9 protein-coding genes are annotated in these 13,384 nt (G+C 69.7%); 6 read left to right on the top strand and 3 right to left on the bottom strand.

The window, feature by feature from the left end; genetic code table 11:
* The first annotated feature begins 19 nt into the window (after positions 1-19).
* The gene (locus AAW14_RS20135) at positions 20-1,321 is read left to right on the top strand and encodes an MFS transporter (RefSeq protein ID WP_265565285.1); all 1,302 of its coding nucleotides are present in this window, start codon (positions 20-22) and stop codon (positions 1,319-1,321) included.
* Positions 1,322-1,601: 280 nt separating this feature from the next.
* Positions 1,602-3,206, top strand: a complete 1,605-nt coding sequence (gene cimA, locus AAW14_RS20130; protein ID WP_265565284.1) for a citramalate synthase — start codon at positions 1,602-1,604, stop codon at positions 3,204-3,206.
* Between the two features lie 51 nt (positions 3,207-3,257).
* On the opposite strand, the gene AAW14_RS20125 is transcribed toward cimA, so the two are convergent.
* Positions 3,258-5,126 carry a ricin-type beta-trefoil lectin domain protein gene (locus AAW14_RS20125; protein ID WP_265565283.1) on the bottom strand — a complete coding sequence of 623 codons (1,869 nt, stop codon included), beginning with the start codon at positions 5,124-5,126 and terminating at the stop codon, positions 3,258-3,260.
* A 266-nt stretch (positions 5,127-5,392) separates the two neighbouring features.
* Here AAW14_RS20125 and AAW14_RS20120 point away from each other — a divergent pair, with 266 nt between their 5' ends.
* Positions 5,393-8,419 carry a glycoside hydrolase family 3 protein gene (locus tag AAW14_RS20120; RefSeq protein WP_265565282.1) on the top strand — a complete coding sequence of 1,009 codons (3,027 nt, stop codon included), beginning with the start codon at positions 5,393-5,395 and terminating at the stop codon, positions 8,417-8,419.
* Between the two features lie 151 nt (positions 8,420-8,570).
* Positions 8,571-9,947 (top strand): hypothetical protein, encoded by a 1,377-nt coding sequence (locus tag AAW14_RS20115; protein WP_265565281.1) that lies wholly within the window; start codon positions 8,571-8,573, stop codon positions 9,945-9,947.
* A gap of 129 nt (positions 9,948-10,076) precedes the next feature.
* On the opposite strand, the gene AAW14_RS20110 is transcribed toward AAW14_RS20115, so the two are convergent.
* Complete coding sequence (locus AAW14_RS20110; RefSeq protein ID WP_265565280.1) at positions 10,077-10,676, bottom strand: YceI family protein; 600 nt, start codon at positions 10,674-10,676, stop codon at positions 10,077-10,079.
* Between the two features lie 364 nt (positions 10,677-11,040).
* Between AAW14_RS20110 and AAW14_RS20105 the strand changes: the two genes are divergently transcribed.
* Together AAW14_RS20105 and AAW14_RS20100 are read left to right on the top strand one after the other, a co-directional pair.
* Positions 11,041-12,633, top strand: coding sequence for an acyl-CoA carboxylase subunit beta (locus AAW14_RS20105; protein ID WP_265565279.1), 1,593 nt, complete (start codon positions 11,041-11,043; stop codon positions 12,631-12,633).
* A 57-nt stretch (positions 12,634-12,690) separates the two neighbouring features.
* A complete protein-coding gene (locus AAW14_RS20100) occupies positions 12,691-12,888 on the top strand; it encodes an acyl-CoA carboxylase subunit epsilon (protein ID WP_265565278.1) in 198 nt (65 codons plus the stop codon).
* A 196-nt stretch (positions 12,889-13,084) separates the two neighbouring features.
* On the opposite strand, the gene AAW14_RS20095 is transcribed toward AAW14_RS20100, so the two are convergent.
* Positions 13,085-13,384, bottom strand: a 300-nt coding sequence (locus AAW14_RS20095) for a GTP-binding protein (protein WP_265565277.1), incomplete at its 5' end; no start/stop codon positions are given.

Raw genomic sequence — 13,384 nt, 5'->3', positions numbered from 1 at the left:
GCCCGGCACGTTACCGCCCATGGAACGACAGCATTGGCAGAGGATCTGGGTCGGCTCGGCCGGGAACATGGTGGAGTGGTACGACTGGTTCGTCTACGCGAGCTTCGCCACCTACTTCGCCGGGGCCTTCTTCCCCGACGGGAACCCCACGGCCCAGCTCATGAACACCGCTGGCATCTTCGCGGTCGGCTTCTTCATGCGCCCGGTCGGCGGCTGGCTGCTCGGCCGGGTCGGTGACCGCAAGGGCCGCAAGGCGGCGCTGACTCTCACGGTCACGCTGATGTCCGCCTCGGCGATCCTCATCGCGATCGCTCCGACGTACGCGGTCGCGGGATACGGTGGCGCACTCGTGCTGCTCGTCGCCCGCCTGCTGCAGGGTCTGTCGGTGGGCGGCGAGTACGCCGCCAGTGCGACCTACCTCACCGAGGCGTCCGATCCGAAGCGGCGCGGTTTCGCCTCCAGCTTCCAGTACGTCTCGATGACCGCGGGACAGATCGTCGGCCTCGGCCTCCAGATCGTCCTCCAGCGCACGATGTCCGACGACGCGTTGCACAGCTACGGGTGGCGCATCCCGTTCGTCCTGGGCGCGCTCGGAGCGGCGGTGATCTTCTATCTGCGCCGGAGCATGCTGGAGACGGAGGTGTACGAGGCCGACGAGACGGGCGGCGAGGAGCGCGGCACGCTGCGCGCGCTGTGGCGGCACAGGCGCGAGGCGTTCCTGGTGATCGCCCTGACCATGGGCGGTACGGTCGCCTACTACACGTACACCACCTACCTCACCAAGTACCTGTCGAACTCGGCGGGTCTGTCCAAGCAGACCGCGACCCTCGTCTCCTTCACCGCGCTGATCGTCTTCGCCTGTCTCCAGCCGCCGGCCGGCCGGCTCTCCGACCGGATCGGCCGCCGCCCGCTGCTGATCACCTTCGCGGTCGGCTCCACGTTCCTTACGGTGCCGATCATGACGATGCTGAAGCACACGGGAGGCTTCTGGCCGGCGCTGGGCCTGTCCCTGCTGGCCCTGGTCGTGGTCACCGGCTACACGTCGATCAACGCCTGTGTGAAGGCGGAGCTGTTCCCGACGGGGGTCCGCGCCCTGGGGGTCGCCCTGCCGTACGCCATCGCCAACGCGCTCTTCGGCGGCACGGCGGAGTACGTCGCGCTGTGGTTCAAGGAGGCGGGCGCCGAGTCCGGGTTCTTCTGGTACGTGGCGGGCTGTGCGGCGGTGTCCCTCTTGGTGTACCTGTCCATGAGGGAGACCCGGGACCTTGACCTGACACGGATGAAGGGCGCCGAGTCGTCCACCCTGACGACCGCATCCTGAGACGCCGGTGAGCACGGGGGCGGATTGTGCCAGACTGCCCCCGTGCTCTCGTTCGCCATGATTATTGGCAGCAGGCGCGCCGGTCCGCAGTGACCGCCACGTACGACCAGGTACGGGCGGCCATCGTTGTCCTCGACCCGCGCGCAGACCTCTCGCACCCGCGAGAGGTTTTTCGTTTTCCTGGCCCACCTTCAGCCAGGAGGGGAGCGCGAGGGACCATGGGGGGACGGTGGAACCGGTCATTCCGGTAGACCGAGATCCAAACAGGAGCCTTGACACCATGACGGAAACCAGCGAGCTCGACGATTCGTTCCACGTCTTCGACACGACGCTGCGCGACGGCGCGCAGCGCGAGGGCATCAACCTCACCGTCGCGGACAAGCTGGCCATCGCACGGCACCTGGACGACTTCGGCGTGGGCTTCATCGAGGGCGGCTGGCCCGGCGCGAACCCGCGGGACACCGAGTTCTTCGTCCGCGCCCAGAAGGAGATCGACTTCCGAAACGCCCAGCTCGTCGCCTTCGGCGCGACCCGCCGGGCCGGCGGCAACGCGGCGGAGGACCCACAGGTCAGGGCGCTCCTCGAGTCCGGAGCGCCGGTGATCACCCTCGTCGCCAAGTCCCATGACCGCCATGTCGAGCTGGCGCTGCGCACAACGCTGGACGAGAACCTGGAGATGATCCGCGACACGGTGGCGTACCTGCGGTCCCAGGGCCGCCGGGTCTTCCTCGACTGCGAGCACTTCTTCGACGGCTACCGGGCGAACGCGGAATACGCGAAGTCGGTGGTCCGTACGGCCGCGGAGGCGGGCGCGGACGTGGTCATCCTCTGCGACACGAACGGCGGCATGCTGCCGGCGCAGGTGCACGCGGTGGTGTCGACGGTCCTGGCCGACACAGGTGCCCGCCTGGGCATCCACGCTCAGGACGACACGGGCTGCGCGGTCGCCAACACACTGGCGGCGGTGGACGCCGGCGCCACGCATGTGCAGTGCACGGCGAACGGCTATGGCGAGCGGGTCGGCAACGCGAACCTGTTCCCCGTGGTGGCGGCCCTGGAGCTGAAGTACGGCAAGAAGGTGCTGCCCGAGGGCGGACTCCGCGAGATGACGCGCATCTCGCACGCGATCGCCGAGGTGGTGAACCTCACCCCCTCCACGCATCAGCCGTATGTGGGCGTCTCGGCCTTCGCCCACAAGGCGGGCCTGCACGCCTCGGCCATCAAGGTCGACCCGGACCTGTACCAGCACATCGACCCCGAGCTGGTCGGCAACACCATGCGGATGCTGGTCTCCGACATGGCGGGCCGCGCGTCGGTGGAGCTCAAGGGCAAGGAACTCGGCGTCGACCTGGGCGGCGACCGGGAGCTGATCGGCCGGGTCGTGGAGCGGGTGAAGGAGCGCGAGCTCAAGGGCTACACATACGAGGCGGCGGACGCGAGCTTCGAACTCCTGCTGCGCGAGGAGGTGGCGGGCCGTCCCCTGGACTACTTCCGCACGGAGTCCTGGCGGGCGATCGTCGAAGACCGCCCCGACGGCACCCACGCCAACGAGGCGACCGTCAAGCTCTGGGCCAAGAGCGAGCGCATCGTCGCGACGGCGGAGGGCAACGGCCCGGTGAACGCCCTGGACCGCGCCCTGCGTGTCGCCCTGGAGAAGATCTACCCGCAGCTCGCCGCCCTCGAGCTGGTCGACTACAAGGTCCGCATCCTGGAGGGCAAGCACGGCACCCAGTCCACGACGCGCGTACTGATCTCCACGTCGGACGGCAAGGGCGAGTGGTCCACGGTCGGCGTGGCGGAGAACGTGATCGCGGCGTCCTGGCAGGCTCTGGAGGACGCATACGCGTACGGGCTGCTGCGCGCGGGCGTGGAACCGGCGCAGTAGAAGCCACGCTTGGGCTGAAGGGTGCAGGCGGCACCCTTCAGCCACGCTGGGCTACTGCAACCGCCACTTCTGGTTCGTCGCACCCGTGCACGACCAGATCTGCGCCCGCGCCCCGTTCGCCGGCGAGTTGTCCGTCACGTCCAGACACTTGGCCGCCGCGAGGTTGACCACATCACCTGTCGAAGTGTTGTACGACCACTGCTGCGCCCCGGTCCCGTTGCAGCCGTACAGCTGCACCTTGGCTCCGTCCGCCGTCGAAGCCGACGTCACATCCAGGCACTTGCCCAGCGCCTGGATCGAACCGTCCGCCTGCACCGTCCACCTCTGGGCCGCCGTGCCGTTGCAGTCGTAGAGCTGCACCGCGGTGCCGTCGGCGTCCGAACCACCCGCCACATCGAGGCACTTGCCCGCCAGGCCCACGAAGGACCCCGACCGGCTGCCGCCGCCCGACTGCGTCCCCGACCAGGTGAACGTCGCCGAGGTCCTGCCCGGCAACGAGTAGGTCGCGTGCTGCGAGCCCCAGTTGACGGTCACGGTCGTCGCGGCGGCCGAGTCGTTGTAGGCGATCAGCGCCTTGGAACCGTCCGGATTCCGCCACGCCACATTCGGTACCGCCGTACTCGACGTGGAGGCGATGCGCTGCGCACCCGGCCGTACGAACTTCGTCAGATGGCCCATCGTGTAGTACTCGACCGTGTAGTCGACCGTCCCGCTCGCCCCGTCCCCGTTGTGAACGGTGACCAGTCCCGTACAGGTGCCGCAACCGCCGTTGTGCGGCCCCATGTTCTGGTCCACCGCCAGCGACCACTTCGTCAGCGACCTGGCCCAGTTCCGCGTGTAGTCGACGATGTTGAGCATGTCCTCGCGCTGCTGGTTCGCGATCCAGGTCCCCCCGGAGTGCTCCGTGCCGAACGCGTCCAGTTGCGGATACCGGTCGTGGACGGTCGTCTGCTCGGTCACGTCACCGCCGTACCCGTGCCAGGCGATGCCCCCGAAGTTCGGGTGCGAGCGGATCGCCGCGTCGTCCACCGTCTGCGCCGCGTAGGAGTCGAACGTGTCCCAGTTCCAGTCGTGCGCCAGCACCTTCGTCGTCAGCCCCGCCGCCTGGAGCTTCGGCAGCAGCTCGTTCTTCGTGAAGTACGCGAGCCCGGAGGCGTTCCAGCTCATCGACGGATAGCCCGAGCAGCACGTCGGCTCGTTCTGTGCGGTGACGTACGAGACGGGGATGCCCTGGTCCCGGTAGGCCCCCAGGTACTTCACGAAGTACGACGCGTACGCCCCGTAGTCCTCCGCCTTCAGCCAGCCCCCGTTGAGCTGCCCGCTGTCCTTCATCCAGGCCGGTGCCGTCCAGGGCGTGGCCATCACCGTCAGCGACGGGTTGAGCCGGAGCGCCTGCCGCGTCAGCGGCACCACGTCCGCCAGGTCGTGCGCGATCGAGAAGCGCGACAGACCGGGATCCGTCTGGCCTGCCGGAACGTCGTCGTACGTGTACCCGTAGCGCGCCAGGTCCGAGGCGCCCATCGGATTGCGCAGGAACGACAGCCCGATCCCGTCCGTCGGCGAGAACAGCTTCCGCATCGTGGCGTCCCGTGTCGCCGGCGAGAGCGCCCCGCTGCCGTTGATCAGCCAGGCCGCGGTGTCCGTGAAGGACGCCCCGCCGCCGGTGAAGGTCTGGTACCGCGTGTTCTCGTCGACCGTGATGTTCTCGCCGTCGCCTCCGGTCCCCGGCTGGAAGGCGAACGGCGTCTGCGCCTGGAGCCCGCGAACGACATGGCGTCCGCCCGCGTCGTCGGTCGTGGTCAGCCAGGTCGTGATCTGCTCACCGGCGGCATGCGCGGGCACGGCGTCCGCCGCGGTCAGTCCGGCGGTGGTCAGCAGTCCGGCGAGGAGTACGCGCACCGCGCGCAAGGATCTTCTCATGGTGCGCCGCCCTTTCGGAGTGGGGGATTGGGTGGCGTGCGAGGCGTGAGTAAATGACCGCGGCGCGGCGGCGTCAAGGGGGTGTGCGTTCAGTTTCCGAAAGAACAACGGCATTGATTCCGCCGGGAATTGAGTCTGTATCCGTTCTGACGTGAAGTCTTGACGGCATCGCGGGGCTCCAGTTAACTCACGCCGTGATCTAAGTCGTGAGACAGCACATGCCGTGAGCCCACACACGTGGACCACGAGAGCCAAGGGGAAGGTCCATGCGAAGAACCGCCCTGCTCGCCTCCGCCGCCCTGCTCACCGCCCTGCTTCCGCTCACCACCGCCGCCTCCGCCTCGGGGGCCGACGACCCGGCCCCCGTCCCGGTCGACCGCTTCGAGGGCGAGGTGCCCTTCGCGCACCAGCCCGCCGACGGCATCTTCGCCTGGGGCAGTTCCACGCACGACCAGCCCGCGTTGCAGTTCGCCGACCGCGCGGACGCCCCCGAGGGCGCCAAGGTCCTCACCGGGACCTACGACATCAGCGGCTACGGCGGCTTCACCCATGACTTCGCCGCCGACCGGCCCGCCCACGACTGGTCCGCCCACAAGGGGATCCGCTTCTGGTGGGACGGCCGGAACAATGGCAGGAAGATCGCCTTCGAGATCAAGGACGGTGGCGCGAACGGCGAGGCCTCGGAGCTGTGGACGACGTCCTTCACCGACGACTTCACCGGCTGGAAACGGATCGAGATCCCGTTCACCGACTTCACCTATCGCACGGACTACCAGCCGGTCGGCGGCATCGACCACTTCCTCGGCCTCACGCGGATGTGGGGGTACGCCGTCACGCTCCCCCCAGGTCTCAGGGGGGACTTCGCCCTGGACGACGTCGAGTTGTACGGCAAGGCCGACCAGTCCCTGCGGGCCCTTGTCACCACGGACTCCGCCGTCTACCCGGTCAAGGCGGGCGGCACGGGCCAGGTGAAGGTCTCCGTGGCCACCACAGACTCCGCGCCCCTCGACGAACCCGTCAGCGTCACATACGGGACGGCCGGCGGCACCGCCGAGGCCGGCAAGGACTACGCCCCGGTCACCGGCACCCTCACCTTCCCGGCGGGGACGGCCTCCGGCAGTACGCGGACCATCCGGGTCCCCACCCTCAGGGACAAGGCCGCCGAGCCCGCCGGGACCATCCCGCTGAAGATGGCGGTCACCGGAGCCAAGGCCCCTGCCGAGACTCCGCAGATCGTCATCGACGCCCACGGCCTGCCGTACCTCGACGGCAGGCTGCCCGTGCGCAAGCGCGTCGCCGATCTCCTCTCCCGTATGTCCCTGGAGGAGAAGGCCGGCCAGATGACCCAGGCCGAGCGCGCCGCCCTCACCTCACCGGGCGACATCGCCACCTATGGCCTGGGCTCGCTCCTGTCCGGCGGCGGCTCGACCCCGACGCCCAACACCCCTGAAGACTGGGCGAGGATGGTCGACTCCTTCCAGCTCCGGACGCGGGCGACCCGGTACCAGATCCCGCTGATCTACGGTGTGGACGCGGTGCACGGCCACAACAACCTCGTGGGCGCCACGATCATGCCGCACAACATCGGCATCGGCGCGACGCGCGACCCTCAACTCGCCGGGAGAACGGGTGCGGTGACGGCCAGCGAGGTGCGCGCCACCGGTGTCCCCTGGGACTTCGCGCCCTGTCTGTGCGTCTCTCGCGACGAGCGCTGGGGCCGCAGTTACGAGTCGTTCGGCGAGGACCCGGCCCTCGTCCAGTCCATGGAGACGATCATCCAGGGGCTGCAGGGACGCGCGGACGGCCGGGACCTGGGCCGGAACGACAAGGTCCTCGCCACCGCCAAGCACTTCGTCGGCGACGGCGGCACCGCGTACGGCTCGTCCACCACCGGTTCGTACACCATCGACCAGGGCGTCACCAAGGTCACGCGGCGGCAGCTGGAGGCCGTCCACCTGGCCCCGTACCGCACCGCGGTCGACCGCGGCATCGGCTCGGTCATGCCGTCTTACTCGTCGCTCGACATCGTCGGCGACGGCCGCGGGCCGGTGAAGATGCACGCCCGCGGCGACATGATCAACGGAGTGCTCAAGGACCGCATGGGCTTCGACGGCTTCGTCATCAGCGACTGGTCGGCCATCGACCAGCTCCCCGGCGACCGCCCGTCCCAGGTCCGTACGTCGGTCAACGCCGGCCTCGACATGATCATGGTCCCCTACGCGTATCAGGACTTCACCTCGACGCTCATCGCCGAGGTGAAGCCGGGCCGCATCAGCGAGGCGCGCGTGGACGACGCGGTCTCGCGCATCCTCACGCAGAAGTTCAGGCTCGGTCTCTTCGAGCACCCCTACGCCGACACGAGCGGGGCCGCGCGGATCGGCTCCGCCGCACACCGGGCCGTGGCCCGCCAGGCGGCCGCCGAGTCCCAGGTGCTGCTCAAGAACGACGGCGGCGTGCTGCCACTGAAGCGGAACCAGAAGGTGTACGTCGCCGGATCCAACGCCGACGACCTCGGCAACCAGACCGGCGGCTGGACCGTCACCTGGCAGGGCGCGTCCGGCAGCCACACCCGGGGCACGACCATCCTTCAGGGGATGCGCAACGCGGCCCCGGGCGCGACCATCACCTATTCCAAGGACGCCTCGGCGCCCACCACCGGCCATGACGTCGGCGTGGTCGTCGTCGGCGAGACCCCGTACGCCGAGGGCGTCGGGGACGTGGGCAACGGCCACGACCTTCAGCTGTCCGCCGCCGACAGGGCCGCCGTGGACAAGGTGTGCGGCGCCATGAAGTGCGCGGTGCTGATCGTCTCCGGGCGCCCGCAGCTCGTCGGCGACCGGCTCGGCGCCATCGACGCGCTCGTGGCCTCCTGGCTGCCGGGCACGGAGGGCGACGGGGTGGCCGACGTCCTCTACGGCAAGCGGCCCTTCACCGGCCAACTCCCCGTGACCTGGCCGAAGTCGGAGGCCCAGCTGCCGATCAACGTCGGTGACGCGTCGTACGATCCGCAGTTCCCGTACGGCTGGGGGCTGACCACGCTCACCACGGTGCCGGAGGGGGGAGCGGCGGCCTTGAAGGCGCTCGGCCTCGCGGCTTCGGCGGCCGAGAGGACGGGCTCCACGCGGGCGGGGCGCGAGATCGTCACCACGGCGCGGCTGCTCGTCCAGAGGAAGGTGGGATCCAGGATCACCTCGGCGGTCGCGGGACCGTTCGCGGACGCGGACCATCTGCTGCTGACCGGGAAGTACGCGGCAGCGGTGGCGAAGCTGAGCGAGGCGTACCGGGCGGCCTGACGGCCCGGTGCTCCTCGGGCGAAGCCCCGGCGGGCGGTGCGGCACGCGGCGCGTACCGCCCGCCGGTCATGCATGTCCCGGAGCCGGTCGGCGCGGTCTGCACCAACAGGCCCGACGACGTGCCCGAGGCCGGTTCGGGTAGCTTCGGAGTATGAAGTCAGTACTGGTCCGAGGACTCGCCGTACCGCTGGTCGCCCTGCTCATGGCGGCGCTGACGGTCCTGTCCGCCGGTGCGCCCCGCGCGCAGGCGGCGACAAATGTCTCGGCCATCGCCGAGGCGCTGCGCAAGGGCCCGGTGTACGTCGATCCGGCGGCTTCCGGGCAACTGTCGGGCCGGGACGCCGACGCCCTCGCGAAGAAGATCGAGGACGCGGGCAAGCCGGTCTTCATCGCGGTCCTGCCGGCCGGCTACCCCACCCGGAACATCTTCTCCGACCTGCGCACGGCGACCGGCATCACGGGCCTGTACGCGATCCGCCTCGGCGACCGCTTCGACGCCCGGGCCGACTCCTCGGTCCTGCCCCGCACCGCCGTCCGGAACCTGGTCAGCAGCGTCCAGGGCGAGAGCGCCAAGGCCCAGTTGAACGACTTCACCGACCGTGCCCTCGTCAGCGTCCGTGGTCATGCCCCGTCGAGCTGGAGCGGCTCCGGCGGCGCCGGCGGGGTCTCGTCCACCGCGCTGATCACGGCCGGCGTGATGCTCGTGCTGGGCGGCGCGGGAGCCTACACGCTCGTACGACGCAGCAGGCGGCGCCACCAGGAGGAGCAGCGGGCCGCACTGGAGAAGCTGCGGGTCGTGGTCGACGAGGACATCACCGCCTTCGGCGAGGAGCTGGACCGCCTCGACTTCAGCCCCTCGGAACCGGCCGCGGACGACGCGATGCGCGCCGACTACGAGCGGGGGCTGGACGCGTACGAGCAGGCGAAGTCCTTCATGGCGGCGGCACAGCGCCCCGAGGACGTGAAGGCCGTGACCCAGGCCCTGGAGGACGGCCGCTTCTCGCTGGCGCGGCTCGCCGCCCGCCGGGAGGGCCGCCCGCTGCCCGAGCGCCGGGCGCCGTGCTTCTTCGATCCGCGCCACGGCCCGTCCGTCGCCGACGCCGCATGGACGCCGGTGGGAGGCACCGCGCGCGAGGTCCCGGTATGCGCCGCGGACCAGGCCCGGCTGGCCGACGGCCGCGACCCCATGGTCCGCGAGGTGGACACGGAGTACGGCCGCCGCCCGTACTGGGACGCGGGTCCGGCCTACGGCCCCTGGGCCGGCGGCTACTTCGGCGGCGGAATCCTGCCCGGCCTGCTGGTCGGCACCTTGCTCGGCAGCATGATGGCCACCCCCTCGTACGCGGCCGACTACGGCGCCGGCTACGGCGACTTCGGCGGTTTCGACGGGGGAGACCAGTCCGGCGCCGACTTCGACCCGGGCGACTTCGGCGGCGGCTTCGGCGACGGCGGAGACTTCGGCGGGGGAGGGGACTTCGGCGGCGGCGGCGACTTCGGCGGCGGCGGCGACTTCGGCGGAGGGTTCTGACCTCTCGCTCGGCCGAAGCCCGCGCGCGGACCGGCCGCGTGTCGCACATGAGCGCCCGCCCTCCTATACGGCGTGAGCGCCCGCCCTCCGATACGGGGACAGGAGGGTGGGCGCGCTCAGGGGTGCGGGTCAGGCCTGCTTGATCGCCGAGATGTCGAAGACCAGCTTGATCTTGTCCGAGACCAGCACACCGCCCGTCTCCAGCGCCGCGTTCCAGGTCAGGCCCCACTCCGAGCGCAGGAGCTCCGCCTTCCCCTCGAAGCCGACGCGCTCGTTTCCGAACGGGTCCGTGGCCGCGCCATTGAACTCCAGGTCGATGGTGATCGGACGGGTGGTGCCGAGGATCGTGAGGTCGCCCGTGATCCGGTAGTCGTCGCCGCCCAGCGCCTGCGCCTCGGTGGAGCGGAAGGTCATCGCCGGGTGCTCGTCGGTCTTGAAGAAGTCGGAGCTGCGCAGGTGGTTGTCGCGGTCGGCCGAACCCGTGTCGATGCTGTCCATCTTGACGTCGATCGACGCCGTGGACTTCGACGGGTCCGAGCCGTCGAGGCGCAGCGCGCCCTCGAAGTCCTGGAAGCTGCCCTTGACGTTCGTGACCATGGCGTGGCGCGCAATGAAGCCGAAGGTGCTGTGCGCCGGGTCCACCGTGTAGTGGCCGGTGAGTGCGGCGAGGTCGGGGTTCACCGCGGCGGCGGGGGCGGTGGTGGTGTTCTTGCGGCCGAAGATACCCATGATGTGCTCCTTTGGGGACGGTTCGCGGTCTCCGGCGGAGGCCACGACGCTCAAGCTGTTTAACGTTCAACGAGAACAAGGGCGACGGTAGACCTATTCCATTCAAGTTTCAACAATAGGAGGTTGGTCGCTCCGGGCTGCCGCTCGCGGCCCCGTGTCACTCCAGGGATGGCATGTGCGGCCCCTCAATGTGGGGTGCTTCTCGGCCGAACACTTTGTGAGACCTCCACAACGCCAGGGCCTTGTGGACAGTCACATCGGCTGCAACCGGGTGGGATTCTGTTCAGGGGCACCAGTAAAACGGGCTGGAGACTGTACGGAGTCGACGGCCCGCTTTCCTCGGTGGACTTCGTAAGGTCACTACATGACCGTTTTGGACGAGGCTGTGGATTCCGGGAGCGAGCCCAAGGACGCGCGCGGGCGGGTCGCCGAGCTGCACGAGATCCGTGCGCAGGCCCTGGCGGGCCCCAGCGAGAAGGCGACCGAGGCGCAGCACGCCAAGGGCAAGCTGACCGCCCGGGAGCGCATCGAGCTGCTCCTGGACCCGGGTTCGTTCCAGGAGGTCGAGCAACTGCGCCGACACCGGGCGACCGGGTTCGGTCTGGAGGCCAAGAAGCCGTACACGGACGGTGTGATCACCGGCTGGGGCACGGTGGAGGGCCGTACGGTCTTCGTCTACGCCCATGACTTCCGCATCTTCGGCGGCGCGCTGGGCGAGGCCCACGCGACGAAGATTCACAAGATCATGGACATGGCCATCGCGGCCGGTGCGCCGCTGGTCTCCCTGAACGACGGCGCGGGCGCCCGGATCCAGGAGGGCGTCAGCGCGCTCGCGGGCTACGGCGGCATCTTCCAGCGCAACACCAAGGCGTCCGGCGTCATCCCGCAGATCAGCGTGATGCTCGGCCCCTGCGCGGGCGGCGCGGCCTACAGCCCCGCGCTGACGGACTTCGTCTTCATGGTCCGCGAGACCTCGCAGATGTTCATCACCGGCCCCGACGTGGTCAAGGCCGTGACCGGCGAGGAGATCACCCAGAACGGACTGGGTGGCGCCGATGTGCACGCCGAGACCTCCGGCGTGTGCCACTTCGCGTACGACGACGAGGAGACCTGCATCGCCGAGGTGCGCTACCTCCTCTCGCTCCTCCCGCAGAACAACCGGGAGAACCCGCCGCGGGTCGAGTGCACGGACGCGGTGGACCGGCGCAGCGACGTCCTGCTGGACCTGGTCCCGGCGGACGGCAACCGCCCGTATGACATGGCCAAGGTCATCGAGGAGATCGTCGACGACGGCGAGTACCTCGAGGTCCACGAGCGCTGGGCGCGCAACATCATCTGCGCGCTGGCCCGTCTGGACGGCCAGGTGGTGGGCATCATCGCCAACCAGCCGCAGACGCTCGCCGGGGTCCTGGACATCGAGGCCTCGGAAAAAGCTGCGCGCTTTGTCCAGATGTGTGACGCTTTCAATATCCCGTTGATGACGTTCCTGGACGTCCCGGGGTTCCTCCCCGGAGTCGACCAGGAGCACGGCGGGATCATCCGTCACGGCGCGAAGCTGCTGTACGCCTACTGCAATGCGACCGTGCCGCGGATCTCGCTCATCCTGCGCAAGGCGTACGGAGGCGCCTACATCGTGATGGACAGCCAGTCCATCGGAGCGGACCTCACGTATGCCTGGCCGACCAACGAGATCGCCGTGATGGGTGCGGAGGGTGCGGCCAACGTCATCTTCCGCCGCCAGATCGCGGGGGCTGAGGACCCGGAGGTCATGCGGGCGCGGATGGTCAAGGAGTACAAGTCCGAGCTGATGCACCCGTACTACGCGGCGGAGCGAGGCCTGGTGGACGACGTCATCGACCCTGCCCAGACGCGCGAGGTCCTGATCAAGTCACTCGCCATGCTGCAGTCCAAGCACGCGGACCTGCCCTCCCGCAAGCACGGCAACCCGCCGCAGTAACCGGGCGGACCCACCGCGGCAACCCCGCGGACCACTCTCTCACGGAGACTGACACCCATGAACAGCTCTGACATCCGCGTCGAGAAGGGCCACGCCGAGCCCGAGGAAGTGGCCGCCATCACGGCCATCCTGCTGGCCCGCGCCGCGGCCCAGTCCCCTGCCACGGCCTCGGCCCGCCGAGGCCGGGCCAAGGCCGGCTGGCGCCGCCTCGAGCGCGAGCCCGGCTTCCGGGCTCCGCACAGCTGGCACGGCTAGGCCGCGCCGCTCAGTCGCTCCTTGAAGGGCCCCTCCGCCGCGGAGGGGCCCTTCTTGGTGTGCTGAGAGGGCAGACGGAGGGGTGAAGGCACGGGGTGCAAGGGTGGGGTCTCGAAGACGGAGGGCGCCGAGGGCGTTGCGCAGAAGGAAGGGGCCCCTCCGAGGAGGGGCCCCTTCGGCGTCCGTACGGCCGGCCCTAGCGAAGCCGGGCCATCAGCGCGTGCTCGACCAGGGTGATCAGCGCGCTCTTGGCGTCCGCGCGGTGGCGGGCGTCGGTGGTGATGATCGGGGTGTCGGGCCCGATCTGCAGGGCCTCGCGGACCTCGTCGGGGTTGTACGGCTGGTTGCCGTCGAAGCCGTTGAGGGCGATGACGAAGGGCAGGCCCGAGTTCTCGAAGTAGTCGACGGCGGGGAAGCAGTCGGCGAGGCGGCGGGTGTCGACCAGCACGATCGCGCCGATGGCGCCGCGGACCAGGTCGTCCCACATGAACCAGAA

It is taken from the genome of Streptomyces hygroscopicus, from assembly GCF_026168105.1.
Classification (GTDB): Bacteria; Actinomycetota; Actinomycetes; order Streptomycetales; family Streptomycetaceae; genus Streptomyces; species Streptomyces hygroscopicus_D.
Note: the sequence above shows the minus strand (reverse complement) of the source record. Positions and strands in the feature narration are given on the sequence as shown.